Genomic DNA, 22,388 nt, shown 5'->3' with positions numbered 1-22,388 from the left:
GCAGGCTCTCGTCCCTCCGGACGGAAGGCAGAAAGTCCGCCGGAGGAAGCTCGCCGATGAAACCGACGCAGTACCGCCAGGTGCCCGCCCAGGTCGACCTGCCCGCCCTCGAGCACGCCGTGCTCGACTTCTGGCGCGAGCAGAAGATCTTCGCCAAGAGCCTTGAGCAGTCCGAGGGCCGCCCCGAGTGGGTGTTCTACGAGGGCCCGCCCACCGCCAACGGCATGCCGGGCGCACACCACATCGAGGCACGCGTCTTCAAGGACGTCTTCCCGCGCTTCCGCACCATGCGCGGCTACCACGTCGCCCGCAAGGCCGGCTGGGACTGCCACGGCCTCCCGGTGGAGCTCGCCGTGGAGAAGGAGCTCGGCTTCACCGGAAAGCAGGACATCGAGGCGTACGGCATCGCCGAGTTCAACGCCAAGTGCCGCGAGTCGGTGACCCGCCACACCGATGCCTTCACCGACCTGACGAACCGCATGGGCTACTGGGTCGACCTCGACGACGCCTACCGCACGATGGACCCCGAGTACGTGGAGTCCGTGTGGTGGTCGCTCAAGGAGATCTTCAACAAGGGTCTGCTGGTCCAGGACTACCGCGTCGCCCCGTGGTGCCCGCAGGACGAGACGGGCCTGTCGGACCACGAGCTGGCGCAGGGCTACGAGACGATCGTCGACCCCTCCGTGTACGTCCGTTTCCCGCTCACCTCCGGTCCGCTGGCCGGCCAGGCCGCGCTGCTGGTGTGGACGACGACCCCGTGGACGCTGGTGTCCAACACCGCCGTCGCCGCGCACCCCGAGGTCACCTACGTCGTCGCGACGAACGGCGAGGAGAAGCTCGTCGTCGCCGAGCCGCTCGTCGAGAAGGCCCTCGGCGAGGGCTGGGAAACCACCGGCGAGACCTTCAGCGGCGCCGAAATGGAGCGCTGGACGTATCAACGTCCGTTCGAGCTGGTGGAGTTCCCGGCGGACGCGGAAGCCCACTACGTGGTGAACGCGGAGTACGTGACGACCGAGGACGGCACCGGTCTGGTCCACCAGTCCCCCGCCTTCGGTGAGGACGACCTCAAGGTCTGCCGCGAGTACGGCCTGCCGGTGGTGAACCCCGTCCGCACGAACGGGACCTTCGAGAAGGACGTCCCCCTCGTGGGCGGTGTCTTCTTCAAGAAGGCGGACGAAAAGCTCACCGAGGACCTCCAGAACCGCGGTCTGCTCTTCAAGCACGTGCCGTACGAGCACAGCTACCCGCACTGCTGGCGCTGCCACACCGCGCTGCTCTACTACGCGCAGCCGTCCTGGTACATCCGCACCACGGCCATCAAGGACCGCCTCCTCCAGGAGAACGAGAAGACCAACTGGTTCCCGGACTCGGTCAAGCACGGCCGCTTCGGCGACTGGCTGAACAACAACGTCGACTGGGCGCTGTCCCGCAGCCGCTACTGGGGCACCCCGCTCCCGCTGTGGACCTGCGAGGAGGGCCACCTCACCTGCGTCGGCTCCCGCGCCGAGCTCACCGAGCTGACCGGCACCGACCAGTCGAACCTGGACCCGCACCGCCCGTACATCGACGAGGTCACGTTCGCCTGCCCCCAGTGTCAGCAGACGGCGACCCGCGTCCCGGAGGTCATCGACGCCTGGTACGACTCGGGCTCGATGCCGTTCGCGCAGTGGGGCTACCCGTACAAGAACAAGGAGCTCTTCGAGAGCCGCTACCCGGCGCAGTTCATCAGCGAGGCCATCGACCAGACGCGTGGGTGGTTCTACACGCTCATGGCCGTCGGCACGCTGGTCTTCGACAAGTCCTCGTACGAGAACGTCGTGTGCCTGGGCCACATCCTCGCCGAGGACGGCCGCAAGATGTCCAAGCACCTGGGCAACATCCTGCAGCCGATCCCGCTGATGGACCAGCACGGAGCGGACGCGGTCCGCTGGTTCATGGCCGCCGGCGGCTCCCCGTGGGCGGCGCGCCGCGTGGGCCACGGCACCATCCAGGAGGTGGTGAGGAAGACCCTCCTCACCTACTGGAACACGGTCGCCTTCCAGGCCCTCTATGCCCGCACCTCCGGCTGGGCGCCCAGCGAGGCCGACCCGGCCCCGGCGGACCGCCCGGTCCTCGACCGCTGGCTGCTCTCCGAACTGCACGCGCTCACCGACCAGGTGACGCAGGCGCTGGAGGCGTACGACACCCAGCGCGCCGGAAAGCTGCTCTCGGCGTTCGTCGACGACCTGTCCAACTGGTACGTCCGCCGCTCGCGCCGCCGCTTCTGGCAGGGCGACAAGGCCGCGCTGCGCACGCTGCACGAGGTCGTCGAGACGGTCACTCGCCTGATGGCCCCGCTGACCCCGTTCATCACCGAGCGGGTCTGGCAGGACCTGGTGGTCCCGGTCACACCGGACGCCCCGGAGTCCGTCCACCTGTCCTCCTGGCCGGAGGCGGACCTGTCCGTCATCGACCCGGAGCTGTCGAAGCAGATGGTGCTCGTACGCCGTCTCGTGGAGCTCGGCCGCGCCACGCGCGCGGAGTCGGGCGTCAAGACGCGCCAGCCGCTGTCCCGCGCGCTGGTCGGCGCGGTGGGCTTCGAGACGCTCGACCGTGAGCTGCACGCGCAGATCACGGAGGAGCTGAACGTGAGCGGGCTCGCGTCGCTCTCCGAGGTCGGCGGCTCACTGGTCGACACCACGGCCAAGGCGAACTTCCGCGCGCTGGGCAAGCGCTTCGGCAAGGGCGTCCAGGCGGTCGCGAAGGCCATCGCGGAGACGGACGCGGCGGCACTGTCGCTGGCCCTGCGCGAGGGCACGGCGTCGGTCGAGGTCGACGGTGAGACGGTGTCGCTGGCCTCGGACGAGGTGATCATCACGGAGACCCCGCGCGAGGGCTGGTCGGTGGCGTCCGACTCCGGCGCGACGGTCGCCCTCGACCTGGAGATCACGGAGGAGCTGCGTCAGGCGGGCCTCGCCCGTGACGCGATCCGCCTGATCCAGGAGGCCCGCAAGAACAGCGGGCTCGATGTGGCCGACCGCATCGCGCTGCGCTGGACGTCCACGGACCCGGCCGTCATCGCGGCCCTCTCCGAGCACTCCTCCCTCATCGCCGACGAGGTCCTCGCCACGGACTTCGCCCAGGGCGAGGCCGACGGCACCTACGGGGCTCCGTTCACGGACGAGTCCCTCGCCCTGACGTTCCGCCTCCGCAAGGCGTAGCACCGGGGGCGGCGCAAGGGTTCTACGCCCCCGCCGCCCCTGTCCCGCCCCGTGCCCCGTGCCCCCCACCGGGCACCGGGCATCGGGCACCGGGCAACAAAAAGACCACACAAAAGGGCGGGGCCCCCGGAATCCGGGGGCCCCGCCCTGAACGCTGCCGACGCCTAAGGCGTACTACAGGCCGTCAGTTGTCGTCCTCGTCGATGAGGAACCCGCGCATCGGCGAGGGCGCCTGCTGCATCGGCGACGGCCCCTGCGGCCGCACCGGAGCCATCGGCTGGGTCATGGCCGGCGACATCTGCTGCTGGCCGCCGTAGGAGGGCGCGGCCTGAGATGGCCCGCCACCCATGCCCTGGTTGCCGCCGTACGACGGCGCACTCGCACCGGCCGGGGCCATCGAGGGCGCGGACGGCGACGGCAGGGAGGCCGTGGCCGGGGTCCGCGGCGGAGCGAGCGAGTCGTCCGCCTGCGTCTCCAGCTGGCGCAGCTGCGACTCCAGGTAGGACTTCAGCCGCGTGCGGTACTCGCGCTCGAAGCCGCGCAGGTCCTCGACCTTGCGCTCCAGCGTGGCGCGAGCGGACTCCAGGGAGCCCATCGCGACGCGGTGCTTCTCCTGCGCGTCCCGCTCCAGCGCGTCGGCCTTGGCACGGGCGTCGCGCTCCAGACCCTCGGCGCGGCTGCGAGCCTCACCGACGATCTTGTTGGCCTCGGAACGGGCCTCGGCGATCGCCTGGTCGGCGGTCTGCTGGGCCAGCGAGAGCACACGCGCGGCGCTGTCGCCGCCGGGGCCCTGACCGGGCTGCGGCATCTGCGGGCCGTGACCGCCCATGGGACCACCCATGGGGCCGCCCATCGGGCCACCCATCTGCTGCTGCATCTGGCCGGGCATCTGCTGCTGCATCTGCTGGCCGGGGCCCTGCCCCATCGGACCGTGACCCATCGGGCCCTGCCCCATCGGGCCCTGGCCCATGGGGCCCTGACCCTGCGGACCGCCCTGACCGCTGGGGCCGGCGGGCAGCTGCGGCGCACCGCTCGGCAGCTGGGGCGGCCCACCCATGGGGCCACCCATCTGCTGCTGCGGCGGGCCCGATATGCCGGCGGGTACCGGAGCGCCCGGACCCCGCATGCCCTGCGGCGGACCCTGCTGCCCGTCCTGCTGCTCGGGCGGCTTGCGCATGCCCTGCTGCTGGTTCTGCGCGGCCGCGCGCGTGGCGGCGGCCAGCTTGGCGCGCAGGTCCTCGTTCTCGCGGAGCAGGCGGGTCAGTTCGGCTTCGACCTCGTCGAGGAAGGCATCGACCTCGTCCTCGTCATAGCCTTCTCGGAGGCGGACGGTCGTGAACTGCTTGTTCCGCACGTCCTCGGGGGTCAACGGCATCTCTTCACCTCAACGTAGTCGTCGGCATTCGGCAAGACCGTATCGTTCACACCAACACCGACCTCACAATGGTGATCAGGATGTAGACGATGATCATCAATACGAAGAAGGACAGGTCGAGCGCCACGCCCCCGAGACGCAGCGGCGGAATGAACCGCCGCAGAAGCTTGAGCGGTGGATCGGTGACAGTGTAGGTGGCCTCGAGAACGACCACCATCGCCTTGCCGGGCTGCCATGAGCGGGCGAACTGGAAGACGTAGTCCATGACCAACCGGAAGATCAGCACGATGAGGAAACACATCAGCGCGATGTAGAGAACCTGCCCAACCACGCTCATGATCCGTGCTTCCCTCTCCCCTGTTTCCGTGCCTGGTTTCCGGTCGTGCGTCTCAGCTCTGGTTGAAGAACCCGCCCTCTGCGATGCGGGCCTTGTCCTCCGCCGTGACATCGACGTTAGCAGGCGACAACAGGAACACCTTCTGCGTCACCCGCTCGATGCTGCCGTGGAGACCAAACACCAAACCGGCCGCAAAGTCGACAAGTCGCTTCGCATCTGTGTCATCCATCTCAGTCAGATTCATGATCACCGGGGTGCCCTCACGGAAGTGTTCCCCGATGGTACGGGCCTCGTTGTAGGTCCGGGGGTGCAGCGTGGTGATCCGGTACGGCTCTCGCTCAGACACGACCTTGGGCATGATCACCGGGGCGTTCTTCTCCAGGCTTTGACGTTCTTGTGTGATGGATGCCACGGGGGCGATTCGCGCCGGACGCCCGGATTCCGCGGCGAGCGAAGCGGAATGCGGCAGCGGATCGCGTGGCACCGGAGGCTGCACCACTCGTGCCGATTCGTCCCGTTGGGAATGGTGCGCCTGATGTGACTGGTGCGGCGGCTCGTGCCGCCGGCGGTCCCGCTCGGGCTCCGGATCAAGCTCGGGCTCGAAGTCGTCGTCGGGGTCGAATCCCCTGCCGTCGTACCCATCGTCCTCCACGAGGCCGAGGTAGACCGCCATCTTGCGCATCGCGCCGGCCATGCTCTGAGTCCTCCGCTCTGTGGTGGATCGGCTGACGAATTGCCAAGTGCCCGCGATCCACGAGGTCGTTATGCCCGCCTATCAGCGGTAATGACCATATTTTCTGCTGTGGTCCGACTTCTTGGCGACGTTACCCGAGCCTGGGTCGGACTCCGAGTACCGCAGTACCGACGCGTACATGTGTCGCTCCGGCTGCCACGGCCTGTTCGAGGTCCGTACTCATCCCTGCCGAGACCATGTTCGCAGCCGGATGAGCGCGGCGCAGGTCAGTCGACAAATCCATCAGCCGCTCGAACGCCGCCTGTTGGCGCCCCGCGTACGCTCCGGTGAGCGGGGCGACGGTCATCAGCCCGTCGAGCCGGAGCCCCGGCGCCCGGGCGACGAGGTCGCCCAACTCTTCGATTCCGCCGACCCCTACGCCCCCTCGCTCACCCCGGCCGCTCTCCTCCGCGTCCAGCGCGACCTGAATGAGACAGCCCAGTTCGCGCTCCGCCCGTACCGCCTCCTTCGACAGAGCCGTGACGAGCCGGGAACGATCGACGGACTGCACGACATCCGCGTAACCGACCACGGAACGCACCTTGTTGGTCTGCAACTGACCGACAAAATGCCACGAGAGGGGCAGATCCGAACATTCCGCGGCCTTCGGTGCCGCGTCCTGGTCCCGGTTCTCGGCGACGTGGCGCACACCGAGTTCCGACAGGATCCGCACATCGCTCGCGGGGTAGGTCTTGGTGACCACGATCAGGGTCACCTCTTCGCGCTTGCGCCCGGCGTCGATGCACGCCGCCGTGATGCGCTCTTCCACTTTCGCCAGATTTCCGGCGAGTTGAGCCTTACGGTCCGTCATGCCCCATCAGTCCAGCCAGACATAGCCCGCGAGCCGCCCGGTGGTGCGGTCTCTTCGGTACGAGAAGTGGTCCTGCGACTCGAGCGTGCACACCGGCGACTGCTCCCGGTCGCGCACCCCGAGCCGTTCCAACTGCGCGTGCACTCCGGCGGTCACATCGACCGCGGGCGTGCCCCAGCTGGTCTCGGCGTGCGCCGTGGGCTCGATGGCGGCGACATCGGCGCGCATCCGCTCCGGCACTTCGTAGCACCGCCCGCAGACGGCGGGTCCGGTGCGGGCGACGATCCGGGCGGGCTCGGCGCCGAGTTCCACCATGGCCCGTACGGCGGCGGGGACGACCCCGGCGATCATGCCGGGCCGTCCGGCGTGGGCGGCGGCCACGATCCCCGCGACCGGGTCCGCCAGCAGGACGGGCGTGCAGTCCGCGGTGAGGACGGCGAGGGCGAGCCCCCGCCGCGCCGTGACGATCGCGTCCACCTCGGCCACGGGGCGATCCCCCCATGGCCCGTCGACCACTGCCACCTCCGGCCCGTGCACCTGGTTCATCCAGACGACCCGGGCCGGATCGAGACCGAGCGACTTGGCGGCCAGTTCACGATTGGTCCGTACGGCGTCGGGGTCGTCGCCGACCGCTCCGCCGAGGTTGAGCTCCTCGTACGGAACGGCGCTCACCCCGCCCCACCGGTCGGTGAAGGCGAAGTGCGCGCCGCTCACTGTGCTCGTTCCGGAGCGCTGTCCTATCACTTCAGGAAGTCCGGCACGTCCAGCTCCTCGGCCGCGCTGTCCGAGTAGGAGCGGGACGGCGGGACCGGCGGGGAGACCGGGAGTTCGTTCACCGGCTCCGGGGTGGGCTCCGGGGCCTCCTTCGGCGTGACGCTGCCGAGCGAACCGAAGGACGGGCGGCTGTCGGAGGAGGACCGTACCGGCGTGGGCTCGTCGCGCTTGGCGGACGAGGCGCCGAGGACGTTGTCCCGCTTGGCGGGCGGCTGGCCTCCGTCGAAGCCGGCGGCGATCACGGTGACCCGCACCTCGTCGCCGAGGGCGTCGTCGATGACCGCGCCGAAGATGATGTTGGCCTCGGGGTGCGCCGCCTCGCTCACCAGCTGGGCGGCCTCGTTGATCTCGAACAGACCGAGGTCGGAGCCGCCGGAGATGGAGAGCAGCACGCCGCGGGCGCCGTCGATGGAGGCTTCCAGGAGCGGCGAGGAGATCGCCATCTCGGCCGCCGCCACCGCGCGGTCGTCGCCGCGGGCCGAGCCGATCCCCATGAGGGCCGAACCGGCTTCGGACATCACGGACTTGACGTCGGCGAAGTCGAGGTTGATCAGACCGGGCGTGGTGATGAGGTCGGTGATGCCCTGAACACCGGAGAGCAGGACCTGGTCCGCCGACTTGAAGGCGTCGAGGACCGAGACCTGGCGGTCCGAGATGGACAGCAGCCGGTCGTTCGGGATGACGATGAGGGTGTCGACCTCTTCGCGGAGTTCCGCGATGCCGTCCTCGGCCTGGTTGGCCCGGCGCCGCCCCTCGAAGGTGAACGGGCGGGTGACCACGCCGATGGTGAGGGCGCCGAGCGAGCGGGCGATGTTGGCCACGACGGGCGCGCCGCCGGTGCCGGTGCCACCGCCCTCGCCGGCCGTCACGAAGACCATGTCGGCCCCCTTGAGGACCTCCTCGATCTCCTCGCGGTGGTCCTCTGCCGCCTTGCGGCCGACGGCCGGGTTGGCTCCGGCGCCGAGTCCGCGGGTGAGTTCGCGGCCGACGTCGAGCTTGACGTCGGCGTCGCTCATCAACAGCGCCTGCGCGTCGGTGTTGATGGCGATGAACTCGACGCCCTTGAGACCGACCTCGATCATCCGGTTGATGGCATTGACACCACCGCCGCCGACACCGATGACTTTGATGACTGCGAGGTAGTTCTGCGGTGCTGCCACGTCGAAGGCCTCTCGCCTCGAGTTACGTGTCGTCGCCTCGCACGCTCGCGATCCGACGACTGATGCCGAATGGGACGGTCCGAACGCCGACCCGAACCCTAACGCTGAAGTTTAGGGTTACCAGTGTGTCTGTTCCTTGGACTCTTCCGAACAGGACACTAAGTCGACAAGTGGCGCACGTTCAACGAACACGCCGAACCTCCCGTTTTTCTTTTCACCCTATGTGATCAGCCGTAGCAGTGCCCAACCAGGGTGCTGGCCTGCGCTGATGTGCGTCAACTCCCCGATGACGCAGGGGCGGTGGGAGCACTCACGTCGAAGTGCCGGGCCTGGGGAGCGGCTTTCATGAGAGCGGTGAGTGTCCTGGCCTTCGTGCCGCCCTTCTCGTCACTGCCCCACTCGACGCTCCGGCCGCCCTTCAGCTCCAGCGAGATGGAGTCGTAGGAACGGACCTTGACGGTACGCGTGTCCTGCGCGACGGCGGCCGGAATGTCACCGGCGACCCGCACCGCCTCGCGCACCAGCCGGTCGGTGCCGAAGCGGCGCAGGCCCACCGATCGGGACACCGTCAATTCCAGTACGGGCACGCCCTGAGGGGCGTCGGAAACCGTGGCGAATCGCACGCCCTTGGCGTCCACTTCGTCGAACTTCGCACCCTTTTTGACCATCAGGACCGGAGTGCGTTCGGTCACTTTCAGACCGATTCCGTGCGGCCAGGAACGGACGACGTCAACCGAGTCAATTCGGGGCAATTTCCGGCGCAGTCGTTCCTCAATGGCGTCGGTGTCAACGGAAATCAGCGGAGAACCGACCGGCACAGCGGCCGCTTCTCGCACCCGCTCGGCCGTCAGCACCCGCATCCCGGACGCCGATACGCGCTCCACGCGCAGCCACCGCGAGCCGTACAGCACCCAGACCACGGCGGCCCCGGTCAACACCACAGCGATCATAAGGATGATGAGCGTACGAGGGCGACGCAGCCGCCCGAGACGGGGCGGCCGGGGCGGGCCGGACTTCAGCTTCTGCCGTTCGCCGCGTTGCGCGGTGCTCGGTCCGGCCACGCTCCCTGCCTTCCCTCATACGGTGCTAGTGACGGCGAGAGGCGATCGCCTCGTACACCATGCCGACGAGCAGGTCGTCGGCGTCCCGGCGGCCGAACTCGCTGGCGGCGCGGGACATCTCGTACAGCCGGTGCGGGTCGGCGAGCACGGGCAGTACGTTCTGCTGCACCCACTGGGGCGTCAGTTCCGCGTCGTCGACGAGCAGTCCGCCGCCGGCCTTGACCACCGGCTGGGCGTTCAGCCGCTGTTCGCCGTTACCGATGGGCAGCGGGACATAGGCGGCCGGGAGCCCGACGGCGGAGAGTTCGGCGACGGTCATCGCGCCCGCGCGGCAGAGCATCATGTCGGCCGCGGCGTACGCGAGGTCCATCCGGTCCACGTACGGTACCGGGATGTACGGGGGCATTCCCGGCATCTGGTGCACCTGCGGCAGTTCGTTCTTCGGGCCGACCGCGTGCAGGATCTGGATGCCCGCCTGCTGGAGGTACGGAGCCGCCTGCTGGACCACCTCGTTGAGGCGGCGGGCGCCCTGTGAGCCGCCGGAGACCAGCAGCGTGGGCAGGTTGGGGTCGAGCCCGAACGCGGCGCGCGCCTCGGGGCGTACGGCGGCCCGGTCGAGGGTGGCGATGGAGCGGCGCAGCGGGATGCCGATGTAGCGGGCGTCGCGCAACTTGCTGTCCGGCGTGGAGACGGCGACCCGGGCGGCGTACCGCGAACCGATCTTGTTGGCGAGGCCGGGGCGGGCGTTGGCCTCGTGGATGACGATCGGCACCCCGAGGCGCTTGGCCGCGAGGTAGGCGGGCAGGGCGACGTAGCCGCCGAAGCCGACGACCGCGTCCGCCTTGGTGCGCTCCAGGATCTGCTCGGCCGCCTTGATCGTGCCGCGCAGCCGTCCGGGGACGGTGATCAGCTCGGGCGTGGGCTTGCGCGGCAGCGGAACGGCGGGGATCAGCGCGAGTTCGTAACCCCGCTCGGGTACCAGTCGGGTCTCGAGTCCGCGTTCCGTGCCCAGGGCCGTGATCCCCACGGTCGGGTCCTGCCTGCGCAGGGCGTCCGCGAGGGCGAGCGCGGGCTCGATGTGGCCGGCGGTCCCCCCGCCGGCGAGTACGACATGCACCGAAATTCACCGCTCTCCGGACGAGCGCGCCGCGGCGCGCCGTCGCATCGTGTTCCATCTCCGAGGCCCCGCGGCCCCCGCGGAGCCTCTCACCGCTGCACGCTTTCTACCAAAGCGGGGTTGCCGCATCGCAAGCGCCGCCCGCGCAGCGGGCTCGTCGCGTGCGAAGGCGATCAGCAGCCCGATGGCGAACATGGTCGGCAACAGGGCGGAACCCCCGTAGGAGAACAGCGGGAGCGGGACACCGGCGATCGGCAGCAGACCGAGCACCGCACCGATGTTGATCACGGCCTGGGCCGTGATCCAGGTGGTCACGCCTCCCGCGGCATACCTCACGAAGGGGTCCTCCGTGCGTCCGGCCACGCGGATACCCGCATAGCCTAGAGCCGCGAAGAGGGCGAGTACCGACAGCGTCCCCGCGAGGCCCAGTTCCTCACCGGTGACGGCGAAGATGAAGTCGGTGTGGGCTTCCGGCAGTTGGCCCCATTTCTCCACACTCGCCCCGAGTCCGGAACCGAAGAGTCCGCCGGAGGCGAGCGCGTAGATGCCGTGCACGGCCTGCCAGCACGAGGTGGCGCCGGTGCCGGGCTCGGTGGCACCGATGCACGCGAACCGGGCCATACGGTTCGGACTGGTCTTGATCAAGATCACACCGAGCGTGGCCGCGACGGACAGCACGCCCACGAACAGCCGGGTCGGGGCGCCCGCCAGCCACAGCAGTCCGAACAGGATCGCGGTGAGGATGATCGCCGTCCCCATGTCACCGCCGAGCATGATCAGCCCGAGCAGCATGAACGCCACCGGGACGAGCGGCACCAGCATGTGCTTCCACTGCGCCAGCAGCCGCTTGTCCTCCTTGCGGGCGATCAGGTCGGCGCCCCACAGCACCAGGGCGAGCTTGCCGAACTCGCTGGGCTGGATCTGGAAGGAGCCGCCGAGGGAGATCCAGTTCTGGTTGCCGTTGATCGCGACTCCTATCCCGGGCACCTGCACCAGGACCATCATGAAGACCGATCCGGCCAGCATCGGGTACGCCAGGGCCCGGTGCAGCTTCACCGGCATCCGCGAGGCGGCGAGCAGCAGCACCCCGCCGATCGCGGCCGCCAGGAACTGCTTGCGGAAGAAGTAGGACCCCGGCAGGGACAGCTGGAGCGCCGTGATCTGCGACGCCGAGTACACCATCACCAGCCCGAGCACGGTGATCAGCAGACTGCCGCCGAGGATCAGGTAGTACGCGGTCAGCGGCCGGTCCCAGGCCTTCTGGGCACGGCTGTAGAGCCGCCGCAGGGGATGCTCACGCGCCGACCGGGCGACAACGGGCCGCCGGGTGGCCCGCTGCACGGGAGGGCGGCCGGTCCGGCTACTGGGCATCGGCGTCTCCGGGCCACAACGATGTCACGCGTCCGTCCCTCCCAAGGTCGCCCGGCAAGGCGGCCGGGTCAGGCGCCGAGTTCGCGGACCGCCTCCGCGAAAGCGTCCCCGCGCTTGTTGTAGTTGGCGAACATGTCCATGGACGCACAGGCCGGCGCCAGCAGAACGGTGTCCCCTGGCTCGGAGAGCCGTGCGGCCTCCTGAACCGCCGCGAGCATCGCCCCAGTGTCGGTCCGGTCGAGGTCGACGACGGGTACTTCCGGCGCGTGTCGCGCGAGCGCTTCGCCGATCAGCGCGCGATCCGCGCCGATCAGGACGACGCCCCGAAGTCGCTTCGCCGACTTGGCGACCAGTTCGTCGAAGGTCGCGCCCTTGGCGAGCCCGCCCGCGATCCACACGATCGACTCGTACGCCGCCAAAGAGGCTTCCGCGGCATGCGTGTTGGTGGCCTTGGAGTCGTCGACGTACGCGACCGCGTCCACGTCGGCGACGTGCGCGATGCGGTGGGCGTCGGGGCGGAAGGCCCGCAGCCCGTCCCGTACGGCCGAGGCGGGCACCCCGAAGGCGCGCGCCAGGGCCGCCGCGGCAAGGGCGTTGGCGATGTTGTGCGGGGCGGCCGGATGGACGTCCGACACCTCCGCCAGTTCCTGCGCGTTCTTCTGCCGGTCCTCGGCGAAGGCGCGGTCGACCAGGATGCCTTCGACGACGCCGAGTTGGGACGGTCCGGGCGTGCCGAGCGTGAAGCCGATCGCCCGGCAGCCCTCCTCGACGTCCGCCTCGCGCACCAGGTCCTCGGTGGCCTTGTCGGCCATGTTGTAGACGCAGGCGACCCGATTGCCTTCGTAGATACGGCCCTTGTCGGCGGCGTACGCCTCCATCGAGCCGTGCCAGTCGAGATGGTCGGGCGCCAGGTTCAGTACGGCCGCCGAATGGGCGCGCAGCGAGGGCGCCCAGTGCAGCTGGTAGCTGGAGAGTTCGACGGCGAGGACGTCGTATCGCTCTTCGCCGAGGACCGCGTCGAGGAGCGAGACGCCGATGTTGCCGACGGCCGCCGTGCGCAGTCCTGCCGCCTTCAGGATCGAGGCGAGCATCTGGACGGTCGTGGTCTTGCCGTTGGTGCCGGTGACCGCGAGCCAGGGCGCCGCGTCGGGGCCGCGCAGCCGCCAGGCGAGTTCGACGTCGCCCCAGATGGGCACGTCCGCCTGGGCGGCCGCGGCGAACAGCGGCTTGTCCGGCTTCCAGCCGGGCGCGGTGACGATGAGCTCGGTGCCCTCGGGCAGGGTCGCGCCGTCACCGAGGCGCACGGTGATGCCGAGCGCCGCCAGCTCCGCGGCCTGCTCACGGGAGCGTTCGTCGTCGCCGTCGTTGACGACCGTGACGACCGCGCCGAGGCCGTGCAGCACCTTGGCCGCCGGGATGCCGGAGACGCCGAGCCCGGCGACGGTGACGTTCTTGCCCTGCCAGTCGGTCACTTCTTGGCTGCCCATCCTGCGTAGAAGAGGCCCAGTCCCACGATGACGCACATGCCCTGAATGATCCAGAAGCGGACCACCACAAGGACTTCGGACCACCCCTTGAGTTCGAAGTGGTGCTGGAGTGGCGCCATGCGGAAGACGCGCTTGCCGGTCAGCCGGAAGGAGCCGACCTGGATGACCACCGACATGGTGATCAGGACGAAGAGGCCGCCGAGGAGCGCGAGCAGGAACTCGGTACGGGAGCAGATCGCGAGGCCCGCCAGCGCGCCGCCGAGCGCGAGGGAACCGGTGTCACCCATGAAGATCTTGGCGGGCGAGGTGTTCCACCACAGGAAGCCGAAGCAGGCGCCCATCAGGGCGGCGGCCACGACCGCGAGATCGAGTGGATCGCGTACTTCGTAGCAGGCGGCCGGGTTGGTGAGGGTCTGCGCGTTGGCGCAGGACTCCTGGAACTGCCAGACGCCGATGAACGTGTACGCGCCGAAGACCATCACGGAAGCGCCGGTGGCGAGACCGTCCAGACCGTCCGTCAGGTTCACGCCGTTCGACATCGCGAGGATCATGAACAGGGCCCAGACCACGAACAGCACCGGCCCGATGGACCAGCCGAAGTCCTGGACGAAGGAGAGCTTGGTGGAGGCCGGGGTGTTGTTGCGGTTGTCCGCGAACTGCAGCGAGAGCACCGCGAAGGAGATACCGACGATCAGCTGTCCGGCCATCTTCGCCTTGGCCCGCAGACCGAGCGAACGCCGCTTGACGATCTTGATGTAGTCGTCCAGGAAGCCGACCAGGCCCATGCCCGCCATCAGGCCGAGCACCAGCAGGCCCGAGAACGTCGGCGCGTAGCCCGTGATCACCTTCGACAGGAAGTACGCGATGATCGTCGCGAGGATGAAGGCGATACCACCCATGGTCGGCGTACCGCGCTTGCTGTGGTGCTCGCGCGGGCCGTCGTCGCGGATGTACTGGCCGTAGCCCTTGCGGGCCAGCAGCTTGATCAGCAGCGGAGTGCCGACCAAGGTCAGGAACAGGCCAATGACTCCCGCGAACAGGATCTGCTTCATCATCGGGCGACAACCTCACCCTCGGCACCGCTGTCGAGCAGCGCCTGCGCCACCCGTTCGAGCCCGACCGACCTGGACGCCTTCACGAGTACGACGTCCCCCGGGCGCAGTTCACTGCGCAACAGGTCGACAGCCGCCTGTGCGTCGGACACGTGCACCGACTCCTCACCCCACGAACCCTCGTTATATGCGCCCAGTTGCAGCCAGGACGCTTCCCTGCCCCCGACCGCGACGAGCTTGCTGACGTTGAGCCGGACGGCGAGCCGTCCGACCGCGTCGTGCTCGGCGAGCGCCTCGTCCCCGAGCTCGGCCATCTGACCGAGCACCGCCCAGGTCCGCCTCCCCCTGCCCATCGCCGCGAGCGCGCGCAGGGCGGCTCGCATGGACTCGGGGTTCGCGTTGTAGGCGTCGTTGACGACCGTCACGCCGTCCGGGCGCTCGGTGACCTCCATCCGCCAGCGGGAGAGGGAGCCCGCCTCGGAGAGCGCACGGGCGATCTCGTCTGCGGACATGCCCAGCTCATGGGCGACGGCGGCCGCGGCGAGCGCGTTCGACACGTGGTGCTCACCGTACAGGCGCATGGTCACGTCACTGCACCCGGAGGGTGTGCGAAGGCTGAAGGCGGGCTGTCCGCTCTCCATGAGACGGACGTTCTCGGCGCGTACGTCCGCTTCGTCGGACTCTCCGAAGAGGATCACGCGCGCCTTCGTACGGGACGCCATGGCGCGTACGAGGGGATCGTCGGCGTTGAGGATCGCCGCGCCGTCCTCCGGGAGGCTCTCGACGAGCTCGCCCTTCGCCTGCGCGATCTGCTCGCGGCCGCCGAACTCGCCGATGTGGGCGGTCCCGACGTTGAGGACGAGGCCGATCTTCGGTGGGGTGAGGTCCGCGAGGTAGCGGATGTGGCCGATTCCGCGCGCCCCCATCTCCAGCACGAGGAACCTGGTCCCCTCGGTGGCGCTGAGCGCGGTGAGCGGCAGCCCGATCTCGTTGTTGAGCGAGCCGGGCGTGAAGACGGTCGGCGCCTTGCTCCGCAGCACCTGGGCGATCAGGTCCTTGGTGCTGGTCTTGCCCGCGGAGCCGGTGAGGGCCACGAGGGTCGCGCCGAGCCGTTCGACGACGTGGCGCGCGAGAGCGCCGAGAGCCGCCTGGACGTCCGTGACGACGATCGCGGGCACGCCGACGGGGCGGGACGCCAGTACGGCGACCGCGCCCGCCTCGATCACCGCCTCGGCGAAGTCGTGGCCGTCCACGCGCTCGCCGACGAAGGCGACGAAGAGGCTGCCGGACTCCACCTCACGGGAGTCCCTGACGACCGGTCCGGTGACCTGTACCGCCGGATCCGGTATGTCGTACGTCTGCCCGCCGACGACTGCTGCGATCTCGGCGAGAGAGAGGGCGATCACAAGTTCATCCCTGGGTCTTCTGGATAGCTTCGCGAAGCACCTGGCGGTCGTCGAAGGGACGCACCACCCCGGCGATGTCCTGGCCCTGCTCGTGGCCCTTGCCCGCGACCAGCACGGTGTCGCCCGGCTCCGCGCGGGCGACGGCGGCGGCGATGGCGGCGGCCCGGTCCTCGAAGACCTGGACCTCACCGCGCTCGTGCGCCGGCACCTCCGCGGCGCCCGCGAGCATCGTGGCGAGGATCGCGAGAGGGTCCTCGGAGCGGGGGTTGTCGGAGGTCAGTACGGCGGTGTCGGCGAGCCGGGCCACCGCGGCGCCCATCGGCATCCGCTTGGTCTTGTCCCGGTCACCGCCGCAGCCCAGCACGACGTGCAGACGGCCGGCCGTCACCTTGCGCAGGGCGCGCAGGACCGACTCGACGGCGTCCGTCTTGTGGGCGTAGTCGACGACGGCGAGGTAGGGCTGGCCCGCGTCCACCCGCTCCAGTCGGCCAGGCACGCCCGGCACCGCGGCGATGCCGTCGGCAGCGGTCTGCGGGTCGATCCCCGCGACGGCGAGGGCGACGATCGCGGCGAGCGTGTTCGCCACGTTGAAGGGGCCCGCGAGCGGTGACCTGGCGGTGATCCGCTCGCCCTGGGGGCCGACCGCGGTGAACGTCGAGTCCATGGGGCCGACCTCGACGTCCACGGCGCGCCAGTCGGCGTCGGGGTGGCCCTCGGCGGAGAAGGTGACCACCGGGACGGAGGCTTCCTTGGTGAGCCTGCGGCCGTACTCGTCGTCGAGGTTGATGACGCCGAGTCTGCTGCGTTTCGGTGTGAACAGCTGCGCCTTGGCCCGGAAGTAGTCCTCCATGTCGGAGTGGAACTCCATGTGTTCCGGGCTGAGGTTGTTGAAGACGGCGATGTCGAAGACGCAGCCGTCGACGCGGCCGAGGACCAGCGCGTGGCTGGAAACCTCCATCGCGACGGCCTCCACCCCGCGCTCGCGCATCACCGCGAACAGCGCCTGGAGGTCGGTGGCTTCGGGGGTCGTGCGCTCCGACTTGATGCGCTCGTCGCCGATGCGCATCTCGACCGTGCCGATCAGACCGGTGCTGCGCACCGTCTTCAGGCCGCCCTCCACGAGGTACGCGGTGGTGGTCTTGCCGGAGGTGCCGGTGATGCCGATCTGGAGCAGCTCGCGGCCGGGGTGGCCGTAGATCGTGGCCGCCAGCTCGCCCATCCCCCCGCGCGGGTCGTCGACGACCAGGACCGGCAGGCCCGTGGCCGTGGAGCGTTCGGCGCCGGTCGGGTCGGTGAGCACGGCGACGGCACCGAGGCCGGCCGCCTGGGTCACGAAGTCGGCGCCGTGCAGGCGGGCACCGGGCAGCGCGGCGTACAGATCGCCGGGGCGCACGGCGCGGGAGTCATGGGTGATGCCCGTGACCTCCGCGGTCGACGCCGGGGCGGTGGCACCCAGCTGATCGGCCAGTTCCGCGAGGGGTGTGGCGGAGACGTGAACCGGTCGCGGCGGCCCCGGATATGTCACAGGAACGCCCTTCTGGGTGGTTTGGGACTGATCAGCGTGTGGCACGGCGGTGAGCGTACCGGGCGCACCCCCGCCGGAGCGAAGTGAGGGGTTGGGCGGGGGCTGGTTCCCGGGAGCCGGGGTGATCGTTGTCACGAGCTGTTCCTGGTCCGTTGTGCGTGGGGGCTGATCAGGGCGTGCGGTCGGAGTGGATCACGGCGATCGCGGCGATCACGGCGAGAAGGCGATCACGGCGAGAAGCTGACGGGCAGTCGGGCGGGCTGGGCGCCGGTGGGCGGGACCTGGAGGGTCTTCAGGGCGAACTCCATGACCTGCTTGTAGATGGGGCCGCAGATCTGGCCGCCGAAATAGCTCCCCTCGGTGGCGTTCTGGATCGCGCAGTACACGGTGATCCGCGGGTTGTCCGCGGGTGCGAATCCGGCGAACGACGAGGTGTAGCCCTTGTACTTGCCGGTGGCCGGATCCACGCGGTTGGCCGTACCCGTCTTGCCCGCCACCCGGTAGCCGGGGATGCGCGCCTTGGCGCCGGTGCCCTGCTCGTCGTCCACGACGGACTCCAGCATCTGGGCGAGCGTCTTCGCGGTCTTCTCGCTCACGACCCTTGACTTCTTGGGCTGGGCGGCCGGAGTGAAGCGGCCGTCGGGTCCCTTCGTGCCGCGCACCAGCGTCGGCTGGATGCGTACCCCGCCGTTGGCGATCGTGGAGTAGACGGAGGCCGCCTGCATCGCGTTGATGGACACGCCCTGGCCGAAAGGAATCGTGTACTGCTGCGACGTCGACCACTTGCCGGCGGGCGCGAGGATGCCCGGCGTCTCGCCGGGGAAGCCGAGCCCGGTGGGGCTGCCGATGCCGAACTTGCGCAAGTACGAGTAGAGGACCTGGTTGGCCTCCTTCTGCGTCTTGCCGAGCTGGCCGGTCGCCAGGATGGTGCCGATGTTGCTGGACTTGGCGAGCACGCCGTTGAGCGTGAGGTACCAGGTCGCGTGGTCGATGTCGTCCTGGAAGAGCCGGTCGCCGCGGTGCAGCCGGTTGGGCACCACCACGTGCGTCTCGGGCGTGGCCACGTTCTCCTGGAGGACGGCGGCCATCGACATCAGCTTGGCGGTGGAGCCGGGCTCGTACGCGTCCTGGAGGGCCGCGTTGCCCATCGCCGCCGAGTCGGCCTGGGCGAGGTCGTTCGGATCGAAGCCGGGAGAGTTGGCCATGGCGAGGATCTCGCCGGTCCGGGTGTCCTGCACTATCACGTACCCGCGGTCCGCCTTGGACTTCTTCACCTGCTCGGTGATGGCGTTCTGCGCGGCCCACTGGATGTCCCGGTCGATGGTCAGCTCGACGTCGGAGCCGGCCACGGCGGGCGTCTCGGTGGACCCCACCGTCGGCACCTGGCGGCCGCCGGACTGGGCGTAGCGGATCTTGCCGTCCTTGCCGGCGAGCTCCTTGTTCAGCTGCTGCTCGACACCGCCGCCGCCCTTGCCGTCGGCGTTGACCCAGCCCAGTATCCCGGCGGCGAGATCGCCGTTCGGATACACGCGCTTGCCGACCGGCTCGGCGAGCACCCCCGCCAGGACGTTGACCGTGCTCTTGTCGGTCTCGGCCTTCGTCCCGAGCGTGCTCTTCAGATCCTTGATCTGCTTCCACACCTGGGGTGTCTGGCGCTGCGCGAGCACGGTGTAGCGGGTGTTCTTCGTCTTCAGCTTCTTGGCGAGGGTGTCGGCGTCCTCGCCGAGGATCGGTGAGAGCAGCGCCGCGGCCTGTTCGGGCGCGTCCGGCACGTTCGTCGACTGCCGCGTGAACATCGTCGGATCGGCCGTGATGTTGTACGCGTCCACGCTCGTCGCCAGCTCGACGCCGTTGCGGTCGGTGATCCCGCCGCGCTCGGCGGCCAGCGTGCGTCCGACGTACCGGTTCTGCTCGGCCTTCGCGGCGTAGGTGCTCGCGTCCACGGCCTGTACCTGGAGCAGCCGGACGACGAAGGCGATCATCACCAGGGTCAGCGTGAGGCTGACCATGCGCAGACGGGGTCGTGGGCTGCCGAGCCGGATCACGCGCGGGCCGTTCGGCCGGGGGGCGCCCGGGCGGCGCGCGGGGCGGGCGCCGGGGCCCGGACGCCGCTGGCCTCCGGGACGTACGGGCCGGGCGGGTGCGGGCACTCGACGGCGCGGCGGTTCCCTGTCGGACACTTCCGTCACCTGCCGGGGGTTGTGGAGGGCTGCGTGTACGCGGTGGGGGGCTGGGGCGGCACGGAGGCGGCCGGGTACGGCTGCACGGAGGGTGCCGTCGCGGGGGCGCTGCCGGTCAGGGCCGCGCCGCTGGTCGGGGCCGCGCTGCCGCTCGGCGGCGGGGCGGAGGCGAGGACCTCGGGTGCGAGGACCATCGGGTTCCATACGGAGGACTGCTGGGCGGCGGGTCCCGGGACGCCCTTGACGCTGCCGTCGGGGTTGAGGAAGGCCGGGTCGCCGCCGGGGACCATGCCCAGCTCGCGGGCGCGGCGCTGGAGGGCGTCGGGGGCGGAGTAGGCGTCCACGTCCCGCTGGAGAGCCTGTTCCTCGTCGGTGAGGCTCTTGGTGTCCTTCTGGAGGTCGTCGAGGCGGAACGAGCCTTCGCTGAGCGCGGAGTTCAGCACGAGGAGGCCGATGAGACCGCCGCCGAGCAGGAGGACGACCAACAGGACGAAGGGGGTACGGGCGGCGTTTCCGGCACCGGCCGGCAGCAGCCGCGCGAGCCGGGCGGCCCGCCCCCTGAGCTCGGGTTTACCGCTCACAGACCCTCCCTACGGGTTTGCTTTCCCGACTCACGGCCCTGCGGCGAGTTTGGATATCCAACCCGCGGCGTCGGCGCGTTCGGTTCGCCGGCCCGTTTTCGGCTCACGCGCCCTCCCTCTGCTCGCGCATCACTCGGCTTCCTCGCGGATGCGCTGCGCTCCCCGCAGCCGGGCGGGAGCCGCTCGCCGGTTCGCGGCGACCTCTTCCTCGGTGGGAAGTTCGGCACCGCGGGTGAGCAGCTTGAGCCGCGGCTGGTACCGCTCGGGGACGACCGGCAGGCCGGGCGGCGCGGTGGTGGCGGCGCCGGCCGCGAACACCTGCTTGACCAGTCGGTCCTCCAGCGAGTGGTACGACAGCACGGCGATCCGGCCGCCCACGGCGAGCGCCTTCACCGCCGCGGGAATCGCCCCCTCCAGGACGCTGAGCTCGCCGTTGACCTCGATGCGCAGCGCCTGGAAGGTGCGCTTGGCGGGGTTGCCGCCGGTGCGCTTGGCTGCCTGCGGCAGCGAGTCGCGGATCAGCTCGACGAGCCGCGCGCTGTTGCTGAAGGGCTCCTTCTCGCGCTCGCGGACGATCGCGGAGACGATCCGCTTGGCCTGCTTCTCCTCGCCGTAGGCCCGCAGGATCCGCACCAGTTCGCCCGGCGGGTAGGTGTTGAGCACCTCGGCCGCACTGATGCCGGTCGTCTGGTCCATGCGCATGTCGAGCGGGGCGTCCTGCGCGTAGGCGAACCCGCGGTCGGCCTCGTCGAGTTGCATGGAGGAGACGCCGAGGTCGAACAGGATGCCCTGGACCCGCGGGATGCCCAGGCGGTCGAGTACGTCGGGGAGTTCGTCGTACACCGCGTGCACGAGGGTGGCGCGGTCACCGAAGGGGGCGAGCCGCTCCCCGGAGAGGCGCAGCGCCTCCTTGTCGCGGTCCAGGGCGACGAGGCGGGCTTCGGGGAACCGGGTGAGCAGCGCCTCGCTGTGGCCGCCGAGCCCCAGGGTGCAGTCGACGACGACGGCGCCCGGCTCGATGAGGGCCGGGGCCAGCATGTCCAGGCACCGCTGGAGCATCACCGGGACGTGTCGACTCTGGCTCAAGGGGCCCTCTCAGGTCCGGCGCGGCGTACGCACCGCCGGGTCCCCACCCGCTCGAGAAGGGGAGGCCCGCTGGCGCCGGGTGAGTGGCGTCAGCCGACCGGGAGCGGGAGGAGGCCGAGCCGTACGTACGCACCGCGCACGCGGGGAGACGCCGGAAAATCGCCGGGACTCCAGGGGATAACAGTCCAGCAGGGAGAGCCTCGCCTCCCGCTTCGCGTCACTTTAGTCCACGGTGTCTCGCGGTCAATCAACCGGCATGCGCGTCGCGGACCCCGCTCCGGATGAAGTCGTAAATCTGCATGAATCACTCTTACGGGTGCGCCGACACCGCCTGTGTGGGTTACCTCACAACAAGCCACGATGACGTTCTTTGTCCCCTCTCACAGCAGGACTCCTTCGCAGGTGACCAGTACCGTCATAGGTATGACGACTTCTGCATCCGTTCCCACCGAACCCGAAGACGCCATAGCCACCGGCGGCAGCACGGCCGACGGCACTGTGACCGACCGTCTCGTCGACGCGAACCAGCGGTACGCCGCCGCGTTCACCGACCCGGGGATGGACGCACGTCCCGTGCTGCACGTGGCCGTGGTGGCGTGCATGGACGCCCGGCTCGACCTGCACGCGGCGCTCGGCCTGGAGCTGGGCGACTGCCACACCATCCGCAACGCGGGCGGCGTCGTCACCGACGACGTGATCCGCTCCCTCACCATCAGCCAGCGGGCGCTCGGCACCCGCAGCGTGGTCCTCATCCACCACACCGGCTGCGGCCTGGAGTCCCTCACCGAGGACTTCCGGCACGACCTGGAGATGGAGGTCGGCCAGCGCCCCGCCTGGGCGGTCGAGGCCTTCCGGGACGTGGAACAGGACGTACGGCAGTCGATGCAGCGCGTGCGCACCTCCCCGTTCCTGCTGCACACCGACGACGTACGCGGGTTCGTCTTCGACGTCACGACCGGTCTGCTGCGCGAGATCGACCCCGGCTGACCGGGGCCGGCGCGAAGGCCCTTCGGCCCCCCGGTCGTCGGGCCTCAGCGCCTCGTGGGACTCTCTCTTCACGAAAAACCCCTGCCTTCCGGCGCCCAAAGAGCCGTAAGACCTGACATATCGCGGCCAGTTATCCACAGGCGAG

At 69.8% G+C, this 22,388-nt stretch carries 18 protein-coding genes; 2 read left to right on the top strand and 16 right to left on the bottom strand.

Annotated elements, in window-relative coordinates; all coding sequences use genetic code 11:
* The first annotated feature begins 56 nt into the window (after positions 1-56).
* The gene (gene ileS, locus ACFVXA_RS13100) at positions 57-3,200 is read left to right on the top strand and encodes an isoleucine--tRNA ligase (protein ID WP_390024983.1); all 3,144 of its coding nucleotides are present in this window, start codon (positions 57-59) and stop codon (positions 3,198-3,200) included.
* A gap of 184 nt (positions 3,201-3,384) precedes the next feature.
* Here ileS and ACFVXA_RS13095 read toward each other — a convergent pair whose 3' ends face one another.
* The 16 genes from ACFVXA_RS13095 to rsmH form a co-directional block, all read right to left on the bottom strand.
* A complete protein-coding gene (locus tag ACFVXA_RS13095) occupies positions 3,385-4,575 on the bottom strand; it encodes a DivIVA domain-containing protein (protein WP_362031298.1) in 1,191 nt (396 codons plus the stop codon).
* Positions 4,576-4,621: 46 nt separating this feature from the next.
* The gene (locus tag ACFVXA_RS13090; protein WP_362031296.1) at positions 4,622-4,912 is read right to left on the bottom strand and encodes a YggT family protein; all 291 of its coding nucleotides are present in this window, start codon (positions 4,910-4,912) and stop codon (positions 4,622-4,624) included.
* Positions 4,913-4,964: 52 nt separating this feature from the next.
* Positions 4,965-5,606, bottom strand: coding sequence for a cell division protein SepF (locus ACFVXA_RS13085; RefSeq protein WP_362031294.1), 642 nt, complete (start codon positions 5,604-5,606; stop codon positions 4,965-4,967).
* A 130-nt stretch (positions 5,607-5,736) separates the two neighbouring features.
* Complete coding sequence (locus tag ACFVXA_RS13080) at positions 5,737-6,456, bottom strand: YggS family pyridoxal phosphate-dependent enzyme (protein ID WP_362031292.1); 720 nt, start codon at positions 6,454-6,456, stop codon at positions 5,737-5,739.
* A gap of 6 nt (positions 6,457-6,462) precedes the next feature.
* Entirely contained in the window at positions 6,463-7,200 is a 738-nt protein-coding gene (gene pgeF, locus ACFVXA_RS13075; RefSeq protein ID WP_383738835.1) for a peptidoglycan editing factor PgeF, read from the bottom strand.
* The gene (gene ftsZ / locus ACFVXA_RS13070) at positions 7,197-8,390 is read right to left on the bottom strand and encodes a cell division protein FtsZ (RefSeq protein WP_362031288.1); all 1,194 of its coding nucleotides are present in this window, start codon (positions 8,388-8,390) and stop codon (positions 7,197-7,199) included. The genes pgeF and ftsZ overlap by 4 nt, the downstream gene beginning before the upstream one ends.
* Before the next feature lie 275 nt (positions 8,391-8,665).
* Positions 8,666-9,451: a cell division protein FtsQ/DivIB gene (locus tag ACFVXA_RS13065; RefSeq protein WP_390024981.1), complete on the bottom strand. Its 786-nt coding sequence runs from the start codon at positions 9,449-9,451 to the stop codon at positions 8,666-8,668.
* Between the two features lie 25 nt (positions 9,452-9,476).
* Entirely contained in the window at positions 9,477-10,568 is a 1,092-nt protein-coding gene (gene murG, locus ACFVXA_RS13060) for an undecaprenyldiphospho-muramoylpentapeptide beta-N-acetylglucosaminyltransferase (RefSeq protein ID WP_362031284.1), read from the bottom strand.
* Between the two features lie 6 nt (positions 10,569-10,574).
* Positions 10,575-11,939, bottom strand: a complete 1,365-nt coding sequence (ftsW, locus tag ACFVXA_RS13055; protein WP_362031282.1) for a putative lipid II flippase FtsW — start codon at positions 11,937-11,939, stop codon at positions 10,575-10,577.
* 68 nt (positions 11,940-12,007) lie between these two features.
* Positions 12,008-13,426 (bottom strand): UDP-N-acetylmuramoyl-L-alanine--D-glutamate ligase, encoded by a 1,419-nt coding sequence (gene murD, locus ACFVXA_RS13050; protein ID WP_390024979.1) that lies wholly within the window; start codon positions 13,424-13,426, stop codon positions 12,008-12,010.
* A complete protein-coding gene (mraY, locus tag ACFVXA_RS13045; RefSeq protein ID WP_362031278.1) occupies positions 13,408-14,481 on the bottom strand; it encodes a phospho-N-acetylmuramoyl-pentapeptide-transferase in 1,074 nt (357 codons plus the stop codon). The genes murD and mraY overlap by 19 nt, the downstream gene beginning before the upstream one ends.
* Positions 14,478-15,884: a UDP-N-acetylmuramoyl-tripeptide--D-alanyl-D-alanine ligase gene (gene murF / locus ACFVXA_RS13040; RefSeq protein ID WP_384019324.1), complete on the bottom strand. Its 1,407-nt coding sequence runs from the start codon at positions 15,882-15,884 to the stop codon at positions 14,478-14,480. Before murF ends, mraY begins: the two co-directional genes overlap by 4 nt.
* A gap of 4 nt (positions 15,885-15,888) precedes the next feature.
* A complete protein-coding gene (locus ACFVXA_RS13035; RefSeq protein ID WP_383906735.1) occupies positions 15,889-17,409 on the bottom strand; it encodes a UDP-N-acetylmuramoyl-L-alanyl-D-glutamate--2,6-diaminopimelate ligase in 1,521 nt (506 codons plus the stop codon).
* Positions 17,410-17,636: 227 nt separating this feature from the next.
* The gene (locus tag ACFVXA_RS13030; RefSeq protein ID WP_389512156.1) at positions 17,637-19,589 is read right to left on the bottom strand and encodes a peptidoglycan D,D-transpeptidase FtsI family protein; all 1,953 of its coding nucleotides are present in this window, start codon (positions 19,587-19,589) and stop codon (positions 17,637-17,639) included.
* Between the two features lie 5 nt (positions 19,590-19,594).
* Entirely contained in the window at positions 19,595-20,170 is a 576-nt protein-coding gene (locus ACFVXA_RS13025; protein ID WP_389466580.1) for a hypothetical protein, read from the bottom strand.
* Positions 20,171-20,299: 129 nt separating this feature from the next.
* The gene (gene rsmH / locus ACFVXA_RS13020) at positions 20,300-21,256 is read right to left on the bottom strand and encodes a 16S rRNA (cytosine(1402)-N(4))-methyltransferase RsmH (RefSeq protein ID WP_383906650.1); all 957 of its coding nucleotides are present in this window, start codon (positions 21,254-21,256) and stop codon (positions 20,300-20,302) included.
* Positions 21,257-21,679: 423 nt separating this feature from the next.
* On the opposite strand from rsmH, the gene ACFVXA_RS13015 reads away from it, so the two are divergent.
* Positions 21,680-22,243: a beta-class carbonic anhydrase gene (locus ACFVXA_RS13015; protein WP_384019315.1), complete on the top strand. Its 564-nt coding sequence runs from the start codon at positions 21,680-21,682 to the stop codon at positions 22,241-22,243.
* The last annotated feature ends 145 nt before the right edge of the window (positions 22,244-22,388 follow it).

The organism is Streptomyces sp. NPDC058246, from assembly GCF_042881985.1.
GTDB lineage: Bacteria > Actinomycetota > Actinomycetes > Streptomycetales > Streptomycetaceae > Streptomyces.
This window is presented reverse-complemented; position numbering and strand designations above follow the sequence as displayed.